16 protein-coding genes and 1 tRNA gene are annotated in these 19,266 nt (G+C 67.9%); 6 read left to right on the forward strand and 11 right to left on the reverse strand.

Annotated elements, in window-relative coordinates; translation table 11 throughout:
* Positions 1-55: 55 nt before the first annotated feature.
* Positions 56-706 carry a Spy/CpxP family protein refolding chaperone gene (locus JI745_RS08695; RefSeq protein ID WP_201805470.1) on the reverse strand — a complete coding sequence of 217 codons (651 nt, stop codon included), beginning with the start codon at positions 704-706 and terminating at the stop codon, positions 56-58.
* A 195-nt stretch (positions 707-901) separates the two neighbouring features.
* Between JI745_RS08695 and JI745_RS08700 the strand changes: the two genes are divergently transcribed.
* The gene (locus tag JI745_RS08700; RefSeq protein WP_201805471.1) at positions 902-2,044 is read left to right on the forward strand and encodes a diguanylate cyclase; all 1,143 of its coding nucleotides are present in this window, start codon (positions 902-904) and stop codon (positions 2,042-2,044) included.
* 10 nt (positions 2,045-2,054) lie between these two features.
* Positions 2,055-3,236 carry a GGDEF domain-containing protein gene (locus JI745_RS08705; RefSeq protein ID WP_201805473.1) on the forward strand — a complete coding sequence of 394 codons (1,182 nt, stop codon included), beginning with the start codon at positions 2,055-2,057 and terminating at the stop codon, positions 3,234-3,236.
* 7 nt (positions 3,237-3,243) lie between these two features.
* Here the strand turns inward: JI745_RS08705 and JI745_RS08710 are convergent, their stop codons facing one another.
* Positions 3,244-5,448: a response regulator gene (locus JI745_RS08710; RefSeq protein ID WP_310738543.1), complete on the reverse strand. Its 2,205-nt coding sequence runs from the start codon at positions 5,446-5,448 to the stop codon at positions 3,244-3,246.
* Complete coding sequence (locus JI745_RS08715; RefSeq protein WP_310738544.1) at positions 5,439-11,762, reverse strand: HAMP domain-containing protein; 6,324 nt, start codon at positions 11,760-11,762, stop codon at positions 5,439-5,441. Before JI745_RS08715 ends, JI745_RS08710 begins: the two co-directional genes overlap by 10 nt.
* A gap of 235 nt (positions 11,763-11,997) precedes the next feature.
* Here JI745_RS08715 and JI745_RS08720 point away from each other — a divergent pair, with 235 nt between their 5' ends.
* On the forward strand, positions 11,998-12,363 hold the full coding sequence (locus tag JI745_RS08720; protein ID WP_201812438.1) for a response regulator: 366 nt from the start codon (positions 11,998-12,000) through the stop codon (positions 12,361-12,363).
* Positions 12,364-12,366: 3 nt separating this feature from the next.
* On the opposite strand, the gene JI745_RS08725 is transcribed toward JI745_RS08720, so the two are convergent.
* The 4 genes from JI745_RS08725 to JI745_RS08740 all read right to left on the reverse strand — a co-directional run bounded on the left by JI745_RS08725 (position 12,367) and on the right by JI745_RS08740 (position 14,335).
* Positions 12,367-12,903 carry a low affinity iron permease family protein gene (locus tag JI745_RS08725; RefSeq protein ID WP_201805475.1) on the reverse strand — a complete coding sequence of 179 codons (537 nt, stop codon included), beginning with the start codon at positions 12,901-12,903 and terminating at the stop codon, positions 12,367-12,369.
* Complete coding sequence (locus tag JI745_RS08730; RefSeq protein WP_201805477.1) at positions 12,900-13,133, reverse strand: hypothetical protein; 234 nt, start codon at positions 13,131-13,133, stop codon at positions 12,900-12,902. Before JI745_RS08730 ends, JI745_RS08725 begins: the two co-directional genes overlap by 4 nt.
* A gap of 29 nt (positions 13,134-13,162) precedes the next feature.
* The gene (locus JI745_RS08735; RefSeq protein WP_201805479.1) at positions 13,163-13,690 is read right to left on the reverse strand and encodes a hemerythrin domain-containing protein; all 528 of its coding nucleotides are present in this window, start codon (positions 13,688-13,690) and stop codon (positions 13,163-13,165) included.
* Between the two features lie 162 nt (positions 13,691-13,852).
* Positions 13,853-14,335, reverse strand: coding sequence for a host attachment protein (locus tag JI745_RS08740; protein ID WP_201805480.1), 483 nt, complete (start codon positions 14,333-14,335; stop codon positions 13,853-13,855).
* 214 nt (positions 14,336-14,549) lie between these two features.
* Here JI745_RS08740 and JI745_RS08745 point away from each other — a divergent pair, with 214 nt between their 5' ends.
* Both JI745_RS08745 and JI745_RS08750 read left to right on the forward strand, forming a co-directional pair.
* Positions 14,550-14,930, forward strand: a complete 381-nt coding sequence (locus tag JI745_RS08745) for a hypothetical protein (protein ID WP_201805481.1) — start codon at positions 14,550-14,552, stop codon at positions 14,928-14,930.
* 2 nt (positions 14,931-14,932) lie between these two features.
* Positions 14,933-15,643, forward strand: coding sequence for a c-type cytochrome (locus JI745_RS08750; protein WP_201805482.1), 711 nt, complete (start codon positions 14,933-14,935; stop codon positions 15,641-15,643).
* Positions 15,644-15,662: 19 nt separating this feature from the next.
* On the opposite strand, the gene JI745_RS08755 is transcribed toward JI745_RS08750, so the two are convergent.
* The 4 genes from JI745_RS08755 to JI745_RS08770 form a co-directional block, all read right to left on the reverse strand.
* Positions 15,663-15,750 (reverse strand) — tRNA-Ser (locus JI745_RS08755).
* Positions 15,751-15,797: 47 nt separating this feature from the next.
* Positions 15,798-17,093 carry a serine--tRNA ligase gene (gene serS / locus JI745_RS08760; RefSeq protein WP_201805483.1) on the reverse strand — a complete coding sequence of 432 codons (1,296 nt, stop codon included), beginning with the start codon at positions 17,091-17,093 and terminating at the stop codon, positions 15,798-15,800.
* Positions 17,094-17,116: 23 nt separating this feature from the next.
* Positions 17,117-18,043 carry a 4-hydroxy-3-methylbut-2-enyl diphosphate reductase gene (gene ispH, locus JI745_RS08765; protein WP_201805484.1) on the reverse strand — a complete coding sequence of 309 codons (927 nt, stop codon included), beginning with the start codon at positions 18,041-18,043 and terminating at the stop codon, positions 17,117-17,119.
* Positions 18,043-18,498 (reverse strand): FKBP-type peptidyl-prolyl cis-trans isomerase, encoded by a 456-nt coding sequence (locus tag JI745_RS08770; protein ID WP_201805485.1) that lies wholly within the window; start codon positions 18,496-18,498, stop codon positions 18,043-18,045. The genes ispH and JI745_RS08770 overlap by 1 nt, the downstream gene beginning before the upstream one ends.
* Positions 18,499-18,578: 80 nt before the next feature.
* Here JI745_RS08770 and radC point away from each other — a divergent pair, with 80 nt between their 5' ends.
* Positions 18,579-19,253 (forward strand): DNA repair protein RadC, encoded by a 675-nt coding sequence (gene radC, locus JI745_RS08775; protein ID WP_201805486.1) that lies wholly within the window; start codon positions 18,579-18,581, stop codon positions 19,251-19,253.
* Positions 19,254-19,266: the final 13 nt, after the last annotated feature.

A 19,266-nucleotide genomic window follows, 5' to 3' on the forward strand; every position in this document is an offset into this window, starting at 1 on the left:
CCCCGCGGCTCATGCGGCAGGGCCGAGGCCGAATCAGACCACAAGCCGGGGGCATTCATCGCGCAGGGGCGCTGGCGGCGCCGCGACGCTCGAGGGTGCGGTTCTGCAGGCGCTCCTTCATGCGCTCCTGGCGCTCCTTCACCTTCGCAGCCAACCTGGCGCGCTGCTCGGGGCTCAGCACGGCACTGATGTCGAGCATGGCCTGGCTGATGCGCTTGCTGGCCTGGTCGTGCTGCTGCACGAGCTGCACGCGCGTGGCTTCCACGGCGCGGGCATCAACCACCGGCGCGGTGAAGAGCTGCTGCATCTGTTCGCGCAGGCCGCGCACGGTGGCATGCACGGGCTTCAAGTCCGCAGCAGCCGTGCGCACGATCTGCTGGATCTGCGAGCGCTGGGCATCCGTCGCGTCCACGCCCTTGAGGAACCGGTCGACGGCGCGCTCGGCGCGCTCGGCGTGCTCGGGCGGTGCGAGGAAGAGGCCACGGCCGCCGAAGCCGAAGTCGCCACCGCGCGGGCCGTGGTGGCCGTGCGCGCCATGGTGCGGTGCGCCATGCCGCGCCGGCGCGTCCTGCGAGCCGGCGGGCTGGGCCCAGGCCGACAGCGCCACCGTGCCGCCCAGGGCGAGCAGCGTCACCAGCATCACGAGCTTCAGGCCGCGGGTGCCGGTCGCCACCGCCATGCCAGCTTCTGCCTTGCCTTGCAACATCACGTATCTCCTGGGAATGGGGCCCATCGCCCACGGTCACACTGTCGGCGCCGGGGGTGAAGTGCAGGTGGCCGGGGGGTAAAGATGTGTGAACCGTGCAGCAGTGCACACCCACCCCTCAAGTGATGTGAGTGGCCGCCGATAAGGCAAACGAAGTCTCCCGTCAGGCGCCCTCGCCGCTGCAATCGAACAACGATGTCGAACACCGCCATCACCGCTGCGTCCGCACCCGCCGTCGAGCCCCGCGCCGACAGCGACGGCGACGCACACGCCCGCAATCGCCAGCGGGTGTGGGCGGTGGAGTGCGCCGTCATCGGCGCGAGCTACGTGCTCAACGGCGTGCTGCTGAGCCTCTTCGCGCTGAGCGGCACGGTGCACTGGAGCGCGGGCGTGTGCTACGGGCTGCCGGGCGTGCTGCTGTCGGCCGCCTGTGTCTGGCTCATCTCCACCGGCAGGAGCGAGAAGCTGCAGGACCCGAGCATGTCGAGGGTGCAGGCCGACGGCAATGCGGCGCTCACGCTGCTCGGCGTCGCCCTCTTCCCGGAGCTCGCCTTTGCCTATGCGCTGGTGCTCTTCACCTTGATGCTCACCGCGACCTACCGCATGCCTAAGCGCCGGCTCCACACGATGCTGGTCGTGGTGGTGGTGCTCTTCGCCGCCCTCACCTTCGGGCAGGGCAAGCCGCTCACCGTGCCGAGCGCCACGCCGCTGGAGCGTTGGCTGTCGCTTCTCTTCTTCGTGGTCTCGCTCGGGCGCTGCGTGTTCCTGAGCGTGATCAACACCCACAACAACCGCCTGCTGCGCGATCGCGGCATCGAGATGCAGGCCAAGCTGGCCGAGATCGAGCGCCTGGCCCACCACGACGAGCTGACCGGCGCGCTCAACCGCCGCCGCATGCTGCACTTCCTCGGCGAGGAGTTGGCCCGGCACGACCGCGCCGGCGTGCCGGTGAGCGTGGCCCTGCTCGACCTCGACCACTTCAAGGCGGTGAACGACACCCTCGGCCACCTCTGTGGCGACGAGGTGCTGCGCCGCTTCGCCACCGCCGTGCAGCGCCACGCCCGCACCACCGACCGCTTCGGCCGCTACGGCGGCGAGGAATTCCTCATCCTCCTGAACGACACCTCGACCGAGGCCTCGCTGCAGGCCGTCGAGCGTGTGCGGGCCGCGGTGGCCAAGATCGACTGGAGCGACATCTCGCCCGAGCTGCGCGTGACCTTCTCCGCCGGCATCGCCACCTACAACGGCACCGAATCGGTCGAAGTGCTGCTCGGCCGCGCCGACCTCGGGCTGTACGAAGCCAAGCGCAGCGGCCGCAACTGCAGCCGCGCCCTGTGAGGACCGACCCATGAGCGATCTCACCCACCCAGACGCGGGTCGAGCGCCGGGCCGCTCCCAAGCCGGCCCGCATCCCCTCGGGGGATCGGCCGACGTACCCGTCGGCCGAGGGGCCGTCAAACCCGACCGCCGGTATGCGCATCACCTGAACAACCAGCGGCTCATCCTCGTGAGCTACCTGATCGACGGCTTGGTGCTGGTGGCCTTCCACTTTGCCGGCACCATCGGCTGGCTCCCGGTGCTCGCCTACACCGGCAGCGGGCTGCTGATCACGGCGGTGACCTACACGCTGATCGCCTCAGGCTTTACACAGCGCTTCCGCGACAGCGGCATCACCGTCGGGCAGACCATCCCGGCGCAGGTGCTGCAGCTGGCCTGCATGGCCTTCGTGCCCGAGGTGAGCTTCATGTTCGCCCTGCTGCTGTTCATCGTGTACTGCACGCTGACCCTGTCGCTCGACGTGACGCGCTCGCTCATCGCCTGGGCGATCGCCGCGACCAGCGCCGCCGGCGTGCTGGCCGTGGTGGGCACGCCGCTGCACATCCCGAACGCCAGCACGGCCGAGCAGGTCATCAGCTTCGCGTTCTTCGTGATCACGCTGTGGCGCTGCGTGCTGATCGGCAGCTTCAACCGGCAGATGACGAGCCGCCTCAAGGCCCGCGGCCGCGAGCTGGCCGAGCTCACCGCCAAGGTGGACCTGCTGGCCCACCACGACGAGCTCACTGGCGTGATGAACCGGCGCAGCCTCTTCGCCGCCCTGCGCGACGAGCTGCAGCGTGCCGACCGTTCCAAGCAGCCGCTGTGCGTGGCCATCATGGACCTCGACCGCTTCAAGGCCGTCAACGACCAGCTGGGCCACCTGGCCGGCGACAAGACGCTCAAGATCTTTGCCGGCACGCTGTCGGCCCTCACCCGCAAGGCCGACCGCTTCGGCCGCTATGGAGGCGAGGAGTTCCTGCTGGTGATGACCAGCACCGAACTCGACACCGCCGAAGTCCCGATCGACCGCATGCGCGGCGCGCTGAAGGAAGCCGACTGGAGCAGCGTCGCCCCCGGCTTCTCGATGACCTTCTCCTGCGGCATCGCCGCCTACCGGCCGGGCGAGACCCCAGAAGCGCTGCTGCAGCGCGCCGACAGCGCGCTCTACCGCGCCAAGCGCGACGGCCGCGACTGCACGCGCGTCGACGCCTGAGCCGGGCTCAGGCGCTCGAGCGCTCCACGGCGGGGGTGGCGGGCCGGTCCCGCAACCAGCCGTCGATGCAGGTGAGCAGCGCCATCGGGTCGGCCGGCTTCACGAAGTGCTGGTTGAAGCCCGCCGCCTCGGCGTTCTGCCGGTCTTCGCGCTGCCCGTAGCCGGTGAGCGCCAGCAGCAGCGCATCCTTCAGCGCCGGCATCTGGCGCAGGCGGCGCGCCACTTCGTAGCCATCGAGCACCGGCAGGCCGATGTCGAGCACCACCACCTCCGGGACGAAGAGCTCGGCGGCCACCAGCGCCTCGCCGCCATCGGCGGCGGTGCGCACCTCGTGGCCGCTCAACTCGAAGAAGCTCGCCACGCTCTGCGCCGCGTCGCGGTTGTCGTCGACCACAAGCACGCGGCAGGAGGGAGGCGCCGGCTGCTCGGGCTGCGTGGGTGTTGGGTCGCCGCTGGCGATCAGGCCCACGCAGGGCAGGCGCAGGGTGAATTCGGAGCCCTTGCCCACGCCTTCGCTCGCCGCTTCCAGGCGGCCGCCGTGCATCTCGGTCAGGCGGCGCGCGAGCGTCAAGCCCACGCCCAGCCCGCCCTGCGAGCGGTCGAGGCCGCGCGAGCCCTGGGTGAAGAGGTCGAAGATGCGCGGCAGCAGCTGCGGGTCGATGCCGATGCCCTGGTCGCGCACGCGGATCACCGCGCCTTCGCCGTCGCGGCTCGCGTGCAGGCGCACCACCGTGCCGCGCTCGCTGTACTTGGAGGCGTTGTTGAGCAGGTTCGAGAGGATCTGCGCCAGCCGCGCGAAGTCGCCCTGCAGCCACACCGGCTCGGCCAGGGGCATGACCTGCAGCGTCTGGCCGCGCGCATCGACGAGCGGCTGTGCGGTCTCGACGCTGTGCGCGATCACCGCGTTGAGGTCGACCTTCTCGCGCGTGAGCACGATCTTGCCCTGGCTGATGCGCGCCACGTCGAGCAGCTCGTCGATCAGGCGCGTCATCTGCTGCACCTGGCGCACCATGATGTCGGAGGCGCGGTTGAGCTTGGGGTCGGGCGGCGCCACACGGCGGATCACCTCCAGCGCGGTGCGGATGGGCGCCAGCGGGTTGCGCAGCTCGTGCGAGAGCATTGCGAGGAACTCGTCCTTGCGGCGGCCGGCTTCCTGCAGCTCCATCTCGGCGGCGCGCCGCTCGACGATCTCGCTTTGCAGGCTGCCATAGAGCGTGGCGTTCTCCAGCGCCATCGCAGCGCGTGCGGCCAGGTCGTCGAGCACCCGCCAGTCGACCAGGTGGTCGCTGCCGTCGCTGGCGACGAAGAGCGCCCCCAGCAGCCGGTCGCCGTTGATCAGCGGCAGGGCCGCCGCGCGCTGCCACGGCCGTGCGCTGCGCTCGCCGGACGAGGCCCCCGGGCCGTCGTGCACCGCTTCTTCCAGCGCGGCGAGAAGCATCTGGTCGAGGTCGACACGGGTGCGGTCCTGGATGGCACGGCGCAGCGCGACACGCACGCTGCCGTCGAGCGAGGTCCAGGGCAGCTCGCGCACCTCGCCGTCACGGGCCAGCACCACCTCCGGCCGGTTGTCGAGGTCTTCGCTGCCCAGCACCACCGCCATGGTCGCCACCGTGGGCACGAGCAGGCGGGCCAGGTCACGCCGGCTCACGGCCGTCTGCAGCGAGCTGTTGAGCACGTGGCTGGCGCTGGCGAGGAAGGCGGAGCGCCGGTCGCTGTCTTCGGCGGCGGCCTGCGCCGCTTCGGCCGCGGCGAGCGCCGCGCGCGCATCGGCCTGGCGGCGCAGCTGGCGCTGCAGGGCGAAGAGCCGCACGAAGACCCGCACCTTGCTGCGCAGGATGTGCGGCACCACCGGCGAGAGGATGTAGTCAACCGCCCCCAGCGCATAGCCGCGCTCGGTCTGCATCTCGTCGGCATACGAGGTGATGAAGATGATGGGCGTGTCGACCGAGCGCTTGTACTGTCGGATGAGCGCCGCCGTCTCGAAGCCGTCGATGTCGGGCATGTTGACGTCGAGCAGGATGACGGCGAACTCGCGCTGCAGGACTTCCCGCAGTGCTTCACGCCCCGAGCGCACGAAGACGAGCTCCTGCCCGAGCTCTTCGAGCACCGTGCGGAAGACGAGCAGCTTCTCGGGCAGGTCGTCGACGATGAGGATGTTGACCTTCTCGTCAACCTCGTCGGCCGCGCCCGGCGCTGAATGGGTCAGCGGCACAGCCACCCCCTCAGCACGACCAGCAGGTACGCGGTGTCAACCGGCTTGGAGAGGTAGTCCCACGCGCCGGCATCGATGCACTTCTCGCGGTCGCCCTTCATCGCCTTGGCCGTCACCGCGATCAGCGGGAGGTCCTTGCCGCGCGGGAGCTGGCGCATGCGCCGCATGGTCTCCATGCCATCCATCTCCGGCATCATGATGTCCATCAGCACGGCGTCGATCTCGGGATCGGTCTCGACCAGGCGGATCGCGTCGCGGCCGTTCTCGGCCGAGACGATCACCATGCCGTGGGCGTCGAGCACGGTGGCGAGCGCGAAGATATTGCGCATGTCGTCGTCGACGATCAGCACCTTGCGGCCTTCGAGCGTGCGGTCGGCATCGGCCACCGCATGCACCGAACGGCGCTCCTGCTCGGTGAGCGCGGCTTCATCACGGTGCAGGAAGAAAGCCGTCGCATCCAGCATGTGCTCCAGCGAGGCCGCGCGGCGCAGCGCGAAGGCGCTGTGGCCACGACCCCAGACGCTCGTGACCGCGGGGTCGGTGCTCGTCAGCACGATGGGCATCTGCCGCGCGAGCGGCCGCGACTCCAGCGCCTCGATCACGTCCTCGGGCCCGAACTCGGGCACGCTGCCATCGGTGACCAGGCAATCGATGTTGCCGGTGCGCATCTGCACCCGCGCGGCGGCGGCGCTGTCGGGCTGCACGACGTCGGTGTCGGCATCGAGCGCGTCGAGATAGGCGTCTCGCGTGGGCGTGGCGGCCATCATCACCATCAGCCGCTTCTTGCGCCGGTCGGCGAACTCGTAGAGGTGGCCGAGCGCCTGCTCCACCTCGTCGACCGACTGCAGCGGCTTGGTCAGGAAGCCCACCGCCCCGGCACCGAGGGCACGCTCGCGCGAGTCATCCGTTGAGACGACGCAGATCGGGATGTGGCGCGTGGCGAGGTCAGACTTCAGTCGTTCGAGGATGCGCCAGCCTTCCATGTCGGGCAGGAAGATGTCGAGCGTCATGACGGCGGGCTGGAAGTCGCGCGTCATCGCGAGCGCCGCCGCACCGCTGGTGCTCACCAGGCCCTTGAAGCCCACGCGCCGCGCGGCCTGCAGCAGCACCTGCGCGAAGGCGAGGTCGTTCTCCACGATCAGGAGCACCTTGTCGCCGAGCAGGATGTCGTTGCGGTCGTCGTTCGCCGGGTTGGCTGCGGCCTGGGCCTCGGGGTCGTGCAGGTCGTCGCTCGCCGGTTGCGGGCCGACCACCACACGGGGTGCCGGCAAGACCAGGTCAGACGACGGGGCCGGCAGGTCGCGAGCCACCACGTCGTGCACGATCTGCGAGGGGCGACTGTGGCGCGGGCTGCGCGTCGGCGAGTAGCTCTGCGGCAGGTAGAGCGTGAAGGTGCTGCCCTGGGCTGGCGCGCTCACGAGCCGGATCTCGCCGCCCAGCAGGCGGGCCAGCTCGCGGCTGATGGCCAGGCCCAGGCCCGTGCCGCCGTACTTGCGGCTGGTGGAGCCGTCGGCCTGCTGGAAGGCCTCGAAGATGATCTGCTGCTTGTCGGGCGAGATGCCGATGCCGGTGTCGGTCACCGAGAAGGCGAGCACCTGGCTCGCGCGGTTGAGGTCTTCGTTGTCGCGCGACCAGCCGCCGTGCGCTACCTCAAGCGACAGCCGCACCGAGCCCTGGTGGGTGAACTTGAAGGCGTTGGACAGCAGGTTCTTGATGATCTGCTGCAGGCGCTTGACGTCGGTGACCACCGTCTTGGGCAGCGGCGGGATGGCGGCGATCTCGAACTCGACGTGCTTGCTCTCGGCCACGTGGCGGAAGCTGCGGTCCACGCTGCGCTGCAGGTCTTCGAGCCGCAGCTCCGAGACGTCGACCACCACCGTGCCCGACTCGATCTTCGACAGGTCGAGGATGTCGTTGATGAGCGCCAGCAGGTCGTTGCCCGACAGGTGGATGGTCTTGGCGAACTCCACCTGCTTGTTGGTGAGGTTGCCTTCGGCGTTCTTGCAGAGCTGGTCGGAGAGGATGAGCAGCGAGTTGAGCGGCGTGCGCAGCTCGTGCGACATGTTGGCGAGGAACTCCGACTTGTACTTGGACGTCAGCGCCAGCTGCTCGGCCTTTTCTTCCAGCGCCTGGCGGGCCTGCTCCACCTCGGCGTTCTTGCGCTCCACTTCCTGGTTCTGGTGGACGAGCAGTCGGGCCTTTTCCTGCAGTTCCTCGTTGGTGGTTTGCAATTCCTGCTGCCGGCTCTGCAGCTCCTCGGCGAGCGACTGAGACTGCTTCAGCAGGTCTTCCGTCCGCATGTTGGCGCTGATCGTGTTGATCACGATGCCGATGGATTCGGTGAGCTGGTCGAGGAAGGCCTGGTGCGCCGGGTTGAAGCGCTCCAGCGACGCGAGCTCCAGCACGCCGCGCACCTCCCCTTCGAACACGATCGGCAGCACCAGCACGTCCATCGCCGCGGCCTCCGAGAGGCCGGTCGCGATGCGGAAGGCCTGGCTCGGCACGTTGGTGAGCAGGATCTTGCGTTTCTCGATCGCGCACTGGCCGACCAGGCCCTGGCCCAGCTCGACCTCCTTGCCGTGCGAGTCCTGCCCGCCCGAGGCGTAGCTGCCGAAGAGGCGCAACTTGGTGGCGCCGCCCGCGCTGGTCAGCACGTAGAACTCGGCCTGCTGCGCACCCACCACCGGCGCCAGCTCCGAGAGGATCAGCTGGCCCACGGTGAGCAGGTCCTTCTGGCCCTGCAGCATGCGGCTGAACTTGGCGAGGTTGGTCTTCAGCCAGTCCTGCTCGGTGTTCTTCTGCGTGGTGTCCTTCAGGTTGCGGATCATCTCGTTGATGGTGTCCTTCAGCGCGGCCACCTCGCCCTGCGCCTTCACCGTGATCGACCGCGTCAGGTCACCCTGCGTCACCGCGGTCGCCACCTCGGCGATCGCGCGCACCTGGGTGGTGAGGTTGGCGGCGAGCTGGTTCACGTTTTCCGTGAGGCCCTTCCACGTGCCCGCGGCGCCCGGCACCTTGGCCTGGCCGCCGAGCTTGCCTTCCACGCCCACTTCACGCGCCACGCTGGTCACCTGGTCGGCGAAGGTGGCGAGCGTGTCGGTCATCGAGTTGATGGTCTCGGCGAGAGCCGCGATCTCGCCCTTGGCCTCCACCGTCAGCTTCTGCTTCAGGTCGCCGTTGGCCACGGCCGTCACCACCTTCGCAATGCCGCGCACCTGGCCGGTCAGGTTGCCGGCCATGAAGTTCACGTTTTCGGTCAGGTCCTTCCAGGTGCCGGAGACGTCGCGCACCTGTGCCTGACCGCCGAGGCGGCCTTCGGTGCCCACCTCGCGCGCCACGCGGGTCACTTCGGCCGCGAAGGAGGAGAGCTGGTCCACCATGGTGTTGATGGTGGCCTTCAGTTCGAGGATTTCGCCCTTCACGTCGACCGTGATCTTCTTCGAGAGGTCACCGGCTGCCACCGCCTTCGTCACGTCGGCAATGTTGCGCACCTGGCTCGTGAGATTCGAAGCCATCAGGTTCACGCTGTCGGTCAGATCCTTCCAGGTGCCGGCCACGCCCTGCACGTCGGCCTGACCGCCGAGCTTGCCTTCGGTACCCACTTCACGCGCCACACGCGTCACTTCGGCCGCGAAGCTTCGCAGCTGGTCCACCATGGTGTTGATGGTGTTCTTGAGCTCGGAGATCTCGCCCTTCACGTCGACCGAGATCTTCTTGGACAGGTCGCCGGCCGCCACCGCCTTCGTCACTTCGGCGATGTTTCGCACCTGGGAGGTCAGGTTGCCGGCCATGAAGTTGACCGACTCGGTCAAGTCCTTCCAGGTGCCGGCCACGCCTTGCACGTCGGCCTGGCCGCCGAGCTTGCCTTCGGTGCCCACCTCGCGCGCCACGCGGGTCACTTCCGCGGCAAACGATCGGAGCTGGTCCACCATGGTGTTCACGGTGTTCTTCAGCTCCAGAATCTCGCCCTTCACGTCCACCGTGATCTTCTTGGAGAGGTCACCGGCGGCCACCGCCTTCGTCACGTCGGCGATGTTTCGCACCTGCGAGGTCAGGTTGCCGGCCATGAAGTTCACCGACTCGGTCAGGTCCTTCCAGGTGCCGGCCACGCCCTGCACGTCGGCCTGGCCGCCCAGCTTGCCCTCGGTGCCCACCTCGCGCGCCACGCGGGTCACTTCCGCGGCGAAGGAGGAGAGCTGGTCCACCATGGTGTTGATGGTGTTCTTGAGCTCCGAGATCTCGCCCTTCACGTCCACCGTGATCTTCTTGGACAGGTCGCCGGCGGCCACCGCGGTCGTCACCTCCGCGATGTTTCGCACCTGGCTCGTCAGGTTGCCGGCCATGGAGTTCACCGACTCGGTCAGGTCCTTCCACGTACCGGCCACGCCCTGCACGTCGGCCTGACCGCCGAGCTTGCCTTCGGTGCCCACCTCGCGGGCCACGCGGGTCACTTCGGCCGCGAAGCTTCGCAGCTGGTCCACCATGGTGTTGATGGTGGCCTTGAGGTCGAGGATCTCGCCCTTCACGTCCACCGTGATCTTCTTGGACAGGTCGCCTGCCGCCACCGCCTTCGTCACGTCGGCGATGTTGCGCACCTGAGAGGTCAGGTTGCCGGCCATGGAGTTCACCGAGTCGGTCAGGTCCTTCCAGGTGCCTGACACGTCGCGCACCTGCGCCTGGCCGCCGAGGCGGCCTTCGGTGCCCACCTCGCGGGCCACGCGGGTCACTTCCGCGGCGAAGGAGGAGAGCTGGTCCACCATGGTGTTCACGGTGTTCTTCAGCTCCAGGATCTCGCCCTTCACGTCCACCGTGATCTTCTTGGAGAGGTCGCCTGCGGCCACGGCCTTGGTCACGTCGGCGATGTTTCGCACCTGGGACGTGAGGTTGCCGGCCATGAAGTTCACCGAGTCGGTGAGGTCCTTCCAGGTGCCGGCCACGCCCTGCACGTCGGCCTGGCCGCCGAGCTTGCCTTCGGTGCCCACCTCGCGTGCCACACGCGTCACCTCGGCGGCGAACGATCGCAGCTGGTCCACCATGGTGTTGATGGTGGTCTTCAGTTCCGAGATCTCGCCCTTCACGTCCACCGTGATCTTCTTGGAGAGGTCACCGGCCGCCACCGCCTTCGTCACGTCGGCGATGTTGCGCACCTGAGAGGTCAGGTTGCCGGCCATGAAGTTCACCGACTCGGTCAGGTCTTTCCACGTGCCGGCCACGCCTTGCACGTCGGCCTGGCCGCCGAGCTTGCCTTCGGTGCCCACTTCGCGCGCCACGCGGGTCACTTCCGCCGCGAAGGATCGCAGCTGGTCCACCAGCGTGTTGACGGTGCTCTTGAGTTCCAGGATCTCGCCCTTGCCGTCCACGGTGATCTTCTTTGAGAGGTCACCGGCCGCCACGGCCTTGGTCACATCGGCGATGTTGCGCACCTGCGAGGTCAGGTTGCCGGCCATCGAGTTCACCGAGTCGGTCAGGTCCTTCCAGGTGCCCGACACACCCTCCACCCGCGCCTGGCCGCCCAGGATGCCCTCGGTGCCCACCTCGCGCGCCACCCGCGTCACTTCCGACGCGAAGCTTCGCAGCTGGTCCACCATGGTGTTGATGGTGTTCTTGAGCGTGAGGAACTCACCCTTCACGTCCACGTCGATCTTCTTGGAGAGGTCGCCCTTGGCCACCGCGGTGGTCACGTCGGCGATGTTGCGCACCTGGTCGGTCAGGTTGCCGGCCATGGAGTTCACCGAGTCGGTGAGGTCCTTCCAGGTGCCGGCCACGCCCTTCACCTTCGCCTGGCCACCGAGCTTGCCTTCGGTGCCCACTTCGCGCGCCACGCGCGTCACCTCGGCCGAGAAGTTGGAAAGCTGGTCGACCATCTTGTTGATGGTCTTGGCGGTGCGCAGGAACTCGCCTTCGAGTTCGCGACCTTCCACCTCGAGCGCCATGCTCTTGGAGAGGTCGCCCTGCGCCACCGCGCCGATCACACGCGCCACTTCGGAGGTGGGGTGCACCAGGTCGTCGATCAGCGCATTGATGCAGTTGACCGACTCGCCCCAGAAGCCACGCGCGTCGGGCAGCGACGCCCGCTGCTTGAGCTTGCCTTCCTTGCCCACCACCTGGCGCAGGCGGCCGAGCTCGGCGGCCAGTGCCGCGTTCTGGTCGACGAGGTCGTTGAACACGTCGGCCACACGGCCGGCGACGCCTTCCCAATGCAGGGGCAGGCGCGCGCTCGAATCACCCCGGCGCAACTGGGTCAACGCATTCAGCAGGACGACCATCTCGCGTTCGGCAGGAACGGCGATTGCCGTGTCTTCGATGACTTTCATGGGAGGAGCTTTCAGCAGGGGCAGGCGCGCGCTGGCGCAGCGCGCGCGGACGATGGGTGACCGCAGCGTAGGGCTTGGCGACGCACTGCCAGTGACGGACAAGCCCGACACATGCTGTAGGAATGGGCCTACACCCCTCGTGGTGACTGCTGCTGCAGGGATCGCTCGCATCGCCAGACCCGAAACCGGCGCTTAGACTGCGCGACACCCAACTGGAGCCTTTTTTGTGAATGCGGTGACCATCCTCTACGTCGAAGACAGCGACGACCTGCGCGACACCATCGGCATGCTGCTCGAAGCACCGGGCCGGGAGGTGCTGTGCTGTGCCACCGCGGAAGAGGCGCTCGCGCTGCTGGCGGAGCGCGAAGCCGACATCGTCATCACCGACGTGAGCCTGCCCGGCATGTCGGGCACCGACTTTGCGCGCAAGCTGCTGGCCGACGCGCCCAACCGCCGCATCGTGCTGTGCTCGGGCTATGAGTTCGGCGATGCGGTGGGCCAGTTCGGGCCCAACGTGCGGGCCTTGCTCAAGCCCTTCGAGCCGGAAGAGATGGAGGCGCTGGTCAACGAGGTGTGCGACCAGGTGCGCACGCCGGCCTGAGCCTCAGGCGGCCTGCCGCTCGCGTGCCGGCGCATCGGTCGGCATGCCTTCCTCGTCGATCGAGTGGGCTTCCTTGAGGGGGCCGGTTTCCTTGGCCCGCTGCGACAGGCGCATGTAGAAGCTCGCCACCTCGCGCAGGTCCTGCTCGTCCAGGTCTTCGATGCCGATCATGCGGTTGCTGGCCTGGCGGTTGGCCGCCAGCAGCTCGTTGAGCTTCAGGTGCATCGCCACGCTGTCCTTGTTCTGGCTCTGCTGGATGAGGAACACCATCAGGAAGGTCACGATGGTGGTGCCGGTGTTGATGACCAGCTGCCAGTTTTCCGAGAAATCGAAGAGCGGGCCTGTCAGCGCCCACGCCGCGATCACGAGCAGCGCGGCGCAGAACGCCGTGGGCGTGCCCGCCCAGCGGGTGACGCTGGAGGCAAAACGGTCGAAGGCGGTGAGCAGGGGCGAGTGGGTGGCCGCGTACGACGTGCTCGTCGTCGACGGCATGGCCCCCGGGTGGCCCCCGCGCCCCCCGGCGCGCTCCACCTCGCTCATCGACGCTCCAGCGCCCCCGACCCGGCGCGGTGAGCGGAACGCCGCGGCTCGACCGCGTGGCGGGGGGCCGGCGGCTCGTCGATCAGCGCTTCGCTGACGTCGTCCACCAGGCCGACCAGCGTGGCCTGCTGTGGCTCGAAGAGCATGCGGTCCTCGGACGCCAGCAGTCCGCCGGCGGCGAGGGCTCCCACCGCGGTCACCGTGGCGATGAGGGAAGGCGCGGTTTTCATGGCCGGGCCCCTTTCGGTTGGAGGGTTGATCAGTGAGCCTTGGGCGCTTCCTCGCCCATCAGCTCGTTCTTGCGGGCCTGCAACGAGGCGCCCAGTTCCTTGAGGTCGAGTTCCGTCTTCTTGAGCTTCGGGAACATCTCCTTTTCTTCTTCCTTGACGTGGTGCTCGACGTATTCGCCCAGCACCGTGACCTTGGCGTCGTACAGGTCGTCGGACGGTTGCATGGTGCGGATCTGCTTGATCAGGTCCTTGGCGCTCGCGTGCTCGACCTGCGCCTCGTCGACCAGGTCGGCCTCGTCTTCCAGGGTCTCGTAGGCGGCTGGGTACACCAGCTCTTCCTCGATCTGGGTGTGCACCGTCAGCATCTCGCAGATCTGCTCGGCGAGGGCCTGCTTCTGGCTTTCCTCGGCCTCGGCCTTGACGAGCTTCTCGTACTCCTTGAACAAGGCCTTCACGTCCTTGTGGTCCCGCGTGAGCAGCTTGATGGCGTCGGGCTGGCGCGAGGCCGCCGAACGGGTGGTGGTGGACTTGCGCGACTGGGTAGAGGTGGTGGGCATTGGCTGGCTCCGTACTGCGTGGCTGTCTGTTGAAGGATCACTGTTCGTCAGTGCATGGGTGAAGCGTACGAACGATTGCAACGGCGCAAAAGGCCCCTGTCAGCAAGTCGAGGAAAACTCCTACAAGCGCAGCACCGCGGCTGCTGACGGAGCCTGCCGCTTTCACGGACGTGCTGCCTGCCCGCCGGCACTGCGGGGCGGGAAAAGCCGAGCCGTGATGTCACTGTTGACCATGTGCACCAGGTCCTTGTCGAGCGAGTCGCTCACCCGCTTGGCCACTTCCGGATGGAGTTGCTTGCGCAGCAGCCCGAGGAAGCGTGGCGCCGCCACCAGGCGCAGCTCGTCGAAAAGGCTGCGATGCATCGCGGTCTCGAGGTAGGCCGCGACACGGCGTGCAAAGCCGTCGGCTTCGAGGTGCCGCTCGTCGGCCCCGGCCGAGGCCGTGGCGTTGCCCTGCGTGGCCAGTCCGCCGCTGGCCGAGGCGGCACGCCGGCCCACCGCGTCGCGCCGCAGGTCCTGGCCCTTGGCATGCGCGGCCGCGTCGGTCATCTCCTCGACCGGCTCCAGCTCACCGTCGTCGCTGCGTTCGAGGATGCGGGCGATGGCCTCGTCGGCCACCACGACCCAGATGGTGTGCTTCGTCATCGTGTGCTCCTTTCGTCGTCATGCATGGAGCACTGGACCGGCAAGCGCTGTGCCGATGGCTGCTGCGCAATCGACAAGGCAACGCTGCAATGCAACAGCAGGCTGTTGCTGCGCCAACACCTGCCGACCGGATCGGCCCATCGCACCGGCTTGCGGCTTGGTACGTGTCTTGCGGGATGGGCCTGCCCCCGACCGCTGCTTGTTCCTTTCTCCCATGCACAAGGCCTTCGCTTTTCTCGCCGCCACGCTGATGCTGGCGGGCACCGTCTCTTCTGCCACGCTCGAGCTCGGCATGGAGCTCATGCAGACCATCGAGGACCTCAACAAGAGCCTCTCGTCCAACATCGCGCTACGCGATGCCCGTGCCACGCTCGCCGACGCGAAGGAGCTCGACGGGCTCTTCACCCAGGTGGAAGCGCATTTCATCGCCCGCGGCGATGCGGCCAATGCGGTCGAGCTGTCGAAGAAGAGCCGCACGCTCACGCAGGCCATCATCCAGTCGGCGGGCAGCAGCGACTTCGAAGCCGCCACCAACGCCGCCACAGACCTTTCGCGCACCTGCCGCACCTGCCACACCTTCTACAAGAAGGAATGAGCATGGCGATGCGCGTCGCCGCACGCTCCGGCACGCTGGTGCTGGCCGTGGCGGCATTCGCTGCGGCGATGGCGGCGTCGCCGCCCATCGGCAACGTGGAGGCCGGCCGCCTCAAGGCCGAGGCGGAGCGCTGCCACGAATGCCACGGCGCGCAAGGCCAGGGCGATGGGCACACCAACGCCGACGCGCGGTTCGCCAAGCTCGCCGGCCAGCATGCGTCCTACCTGCTGATGCAGTTGCAGCGATATCGCAGCGGGCAGCGAAAGCACGACGTCATGCAGCTCAACACCCGCGACCTCGACGACCAGGACCTGCGAGACCTTTCGGCCTACTACGCCAGCCTGGCGCCGATGCGCGCCGAGCAAACGGCGGGCGACCCTGCGCCTGCCCGCAGGCTCTTCTCGGAGGGTGATGCCACCCGGGGCATCACGGCGTGCGCGACCTGCCACGGCCCTGGCGGCGCCGGCACGGCACCCGTGCAGCCGCAGGTTCCCTTGCTCGCCGGACAGGACCCGCGCTACCTCGAACTGCAATTGCACGACTGGCGCAGCAGCTGGCGCACCGAATCCACACCCGGCCTCATGAACCAGGTGACGCGCCATCTCACCGATGCCGAGATCAAGGGGCTGGCGAGCTATCTCTCAGGCCAATCGATCTCGGGCCAATCGATCGAAGCCCTCCGGGCCGACGCGCAAAAGCAAAACGGGCCGTGAGGCCCGTTTTGTGTCTAGCTGGCGGAGAGGGTGGGATTCGAACCCACGGTACCTTGCGGTACGCCTGATTTCGAGTCAGGTACATTCGACCACTCTGCCACCTCTCCTGAACTGGTGCCGGCAGGTCGTTCGCCGGAAAGCCCAGGATTCTAGCTCAAGGCTTGAGGACCGCGGTCCCGCCCATGTACGGGCGCAGCACTTCCGGCACGGTGATCGAACCGTCGGCGTTCTGGTTGTTCTCGAGCACGGCCACGAGCGTGCGCCCCACCGCGAGGCCCGAGCCGTTGAGCGTGTGCACGAGTTCGTTCTTGCCCTGCGCGTTCTTGAAGCGGGCCTGCATGCGGCGCGCCTGGAAGGCTTCGCAGTTCGACACCGAGCTGATCTCGCGGTAGGTGTTCTGCGCGGGCAGCCACACCTCGAGGTCGTAGGTCTTGGTCGAGCCGAAACCCATGTCGCCAGTGCACAGGGTCACAACGCGGTACGGCAGGCCGAGCTTCTGCAGGATCGCCTCGGCATGGCCGCGCATCTCTTCCAGCGTCTGGTAGCTCTTCTCGGGGTGCACGACCTGCACCATCTCGACCTTGTCGAACTGGTGCTGGCGGATCATGCCGCGCGTGTCGCGCCCGGCGCTGCCGGCTTCCGAGCGGAAGCACGGGCTGTGCGCGGTCAGCTTGATCGGCAGCTGGCTCTCGGCGAGCACGCTCTCGCGTACGGTGTTGGTGAGCGAGATCTCCGAGGTGGAGATCAGGTACTGCTCCGGCTGGTCTTCGTCGCCACCGCGCATGACCCAGAACATGTCTTCGCGGAACTTGGGCAGCTGGCCCGTGCCTTCGAGCACCTCGCGGTTGACGATGTAGGGCGAGTAGCACTCGGTGTAGCCATGCTCGCTGGTCTGAACATCCAGCATGAACTGCGCGAGCGCACGGTGCAGCCTCGCCACCGGGCCGCGCAGGAAGCTGAAGCGCGAGCCCGAGAGCTTGGCGCCGGTGTCGAAATCGAGCCCCAGCGGGGCGCCGAGGTCGACGTGGTCCTTCACCGGGAAGTCGAAGGCCCTCGGCGTGCCCCAGCGGTGCAGCTCCACGTTCGCATGCTCGTCGTTGCCCACCGGCACGCTCTCGTGCGGCAGGTTGGGCACGCTCATCAGCATCTGAGACAGCTCGGCCTGGATCACCTCCAGCCGGTCGGCGCTGGCCTTGAGTTCATCAGCCAGGCCACCCACTTCGGCCATCAGGGCGCTGGTGTCCTGCTTCTGCGCCTTGAGCATGCCGATCTGCTTCGACAGGCTGTTGCGCTTGGCCTGCAGGTCTTCGGTGCGCGTCTGGATGGCCTTGCGCTCAGTCTCCAGCGACTGGAAGCGCTCGACATCGAGGAAGGGCTGAGGCGTCTTGCGCTTCTCGAGCGTCCTGACGACGAGGTCGAGGTCTTTGCGGAGCAGGGTGATGTCAAGCATGGTCGGGCGATTCTAGGAGTGGCTTACTTCAGACCTTTCGGCAGCGGGAACTGCACAGTCTCTTCGACCCCGTCCATCTTGCGCACCGACACCGCCCCCAGCGCCTTCAGGCGGGTGATCACCTGCTGCACGAGGATGTCGGGCGCCGAGGCGCCCGCGGTGAGGCCGACGCGGCGCTTGCCGTCGAACCACTCGGGCTTCAGGTCTTCCGGCTGGTCGACCATGTAGGCATCGGCACCCAGGCGCTCGCCGAGCTCGCGAAGGCGGTTGCTGTTGCTGCTGGTGGGGCTGCCCACGACGATCAGCACGTCGACCTGCGGGGCCAGCACCTTCACCGCGTCTTGCCGGTTCTGCGTGGCGTAGCAGATGTCCTGCTGCTTGGGCTCGCGCACGCTGGGGAATCGGCGCTTCACGGCGGCCAGGATCTCGGCCGCGTCGTCGACCGACAGCGTGGTCTGCGTCACCACGGCCAGCTTGTCGCTCTGCGCGACCTGCACACGATCGACGTCATCCACATCCTCGACGAGGTAGATGCCTTCGGTGAGCTGCCCCATCGTGCCTTCGACCTCGGGGTGGCCCTTGTGGCCGATCATGATGAAGTCGTAGCCCTCCTTGTGGAGCTTGGCAACCTCCACGTGCACCTTGGTGACGAGCGGGCAGGTCGCATCGAAGATCGAGAAGCCGCGCTCCTGCGCCTCGCGCCGAACCGCCTGCGACACGCCGTGCGCGCTGAAGACGAGGGTGGCCCCCTTGGGCACTTCGGCCAGGTCCTCGATGAAGATCGCGCCCTTGGCCTTCAGGTCGTTGACGACGTAGGTGTTGTGCACGATCTCGTGGCGGACGTAGATCGGCGCGCCGAACTTGGCGATGGCGCGCTCGACGATCTCGATCGCCCGGTCCACCCCCGCACAGAAGCCACGCGGCTCGGCCAGCAGCACTTCGTCCAGCATCACAGCACCCCGATCAGTTGGACTTCGAAGGTGACCGGCTGGCCGGCGAGCGGGTGGTTGAAGTCGAAGAGCAGCCAGTCGGGCCCCACGTCGCGCACCACGCCGGCATAGCTCCCCTGCCCATCGGGCGTGGGGAACTGCACCACGTCGCCCACGCTGTAGCGCTCGTCAGGGTCGCCCAGCTCGTGCATCAGCGAAAGCTTCACCCGCTGCAGCATCTCGGGGTTGCGCTCGCCGAAGGCTTCTCCCGGGGCCAGCTGGAACGAGGTGCGCGTGCCCTCGGGCAGGCCCAGCAGCTTCGCTTCCATCGCCGGCGCGAGCTGGCCCGAGCCGAGCGACAGCGTCGCCGGCTTGTCGTTGAAGGTGTTGATGACGTCGGCGCCGTCGGGCCCGCTGAGGCGGTAGTGCAGGGTCAGGAAGGAGCCCTGCTGAACAGTTTGGGATGCTGGGTTCACGGTGACGGCCCCCCGGAATGGCGAGGGAATGTGTGGGGGAGTACGAATAGACTGCCGCGAATTTTAGTTGGCACCCCCACATGGCTCTGAAAGACCTTCCGCCGGACGCCCGGCCGCGCGAAAAGCTGCTGGCCCGCGGCCCCGACGCCCTGGCCGACGCCGAACTCATCGCCCTGCTGCTGCGCACCGGCGTCAAGGGCCTTTCGGTGCTGCAACTGGCGCAGCAGATGCTCACCGAATTCGGCGGCCTCTCCGGCCTGCTGCAGGCCGAACCGGCGGACCTCAAGCGCATCAAGGGCCTGGGCCCCGCCAAGCGCGCCGAGATGAGCGCCGTGCTGGAGCTCGCGCGACGTTCCTTGTCGCAAGAGCTGATGCAGCGCCCGGTCTTCGACTCGCCCACGAAGGTGAAGGACTACTTGCGGCTGCAGATCGGCGGCAAGCCGCACGAGGTCTTCGTGGTGCTCTTCCTCGACGCGCAGAACCGGCTCATCCGCGCGGAAGAGATGTTCCGCGGCACGCTCACGCAGACGAGCGTGTACCCACGTGAAGTGCTGAAGCGAGCGCTCGACCTCGGCGCCGCCGCCGTGCTGCTGGCCCACAACCACCCCTCGGGTGCGGCCGAACCCTCCCGCGCCGATGAATTTCTCACGCAGACGCTGGGCAAGGCCCTGGCGATCATCGACGTGCGCGTGCTCGACCACCTGGTGGTCAGCCAGGCGGAGGTGGTCTCGTTCGCCGAGCGTGGCCTGATCTGACCGATTCAGGGCC

It is taken from the genome of Piscinibacter sp. HJYY11 (genome assembly GCF_016735515.1).
Taxonomy (GTDB): Bacteria; Pseudomonadota; Gammaproteobacteria; order Burkholderiales; family Burkholderiaceae_C; genus Rhizobacter.

Excerpts from the sequence above, each read along its gene's own strand:
- ispH (WP_201805484.1), bottom strand. The coding sequence starts at position 18,043 with ATGCTGGACGAAGTGCTGCTGGCCGAGCCGCGTGGCTTCTGTGCGGGG.
- JI745_RS08745 (WP_201805481.1), top strand. The coding sequence starts at position 14,550 with ATGCACAAGGCCTTCGCTTTTCTCGCCGCCACGCTGATGCTGGCGGGC.
- JI745_RS08730 (WP_201805477.1), bottom strand. The coding sequence starts at position 13,133 with ATGAAAACCGCGCCTTCCCTCATCGCCACGGTGACCGCGGTGGGAGCC.
- JI745_RS08725 (WP_201805475.1), bottom strand. The coding sequence starts at position 12,903 with ATGAGCGAGGTGGAGCGCGCCGGGGGGCGCGGGGGCCACCCGGGGGCC.
- JI745_RS08695 (WP_201805470.1), bottom strand. The coding sequence starts at position 706 with ATGTTGCAAGGCAAGGCAGAAGCTGGCATGGCGGTGGCGACCGGCACC.
- JI745_RS08705 (WP_201805473.1), top strand. The coding sequence starts at position 2,055 with ATGAGCGATCTCACCCACCCAGACGCGGGTCGAGCGCCGGGCCGCTCC.
- radC (WP_201805486.1), top strand. The coding sequence starts at position 18,579 with ATGGCTCTGAAAGACCTTCCGCCGGACGCCCGGCCGCGCGAAAAGCTG.
- serS (WP_201805483.1), bottom strand. The coding sequence starts at position 17,093 with ATGCTTGACATCACCCTGCTCCGCAAAGACCTCGACCTCGTCGTCAGG.
- JI745_RS08700 (WP_201805471.1), top strand. The coding sequence starts at position 902 with ATGTCGAACACCGCCATCACCGCTGCGTCCGCACCCGCCGTCGAGCCC.
- JI745_RS08750 (WP_201805482.1), top strand. The coding sequence starts at position 14,933 with ATGGCGATGCGCGTCGCCGCACGCTCCGGCACGCTGGTGCTGGCCGTG.
- JI745_RS08715 (WP_310738544.1), bottom strand. The coding sequence starts at position 11,762 with ATGAAAGTCATCGAAGACACGGCAATCGCCGTTCCTGCCGAACGCGAG.
- JI745_RS08740 (WP_201805480.1), bottom strand. The coding sequence starts at position 14,335 with ATGACGAAGCACACCATCTGGGTCGTGGTGGCCGACGAGGCCATCGCC.
- JI745_RS08735 (WP_201805479.1), bottom strand. The coding sequence starts at position 13,690 with ATGCCCACCACCTCTACCCAGTCGCGCAAGTCCACCACCACCCGTTCG.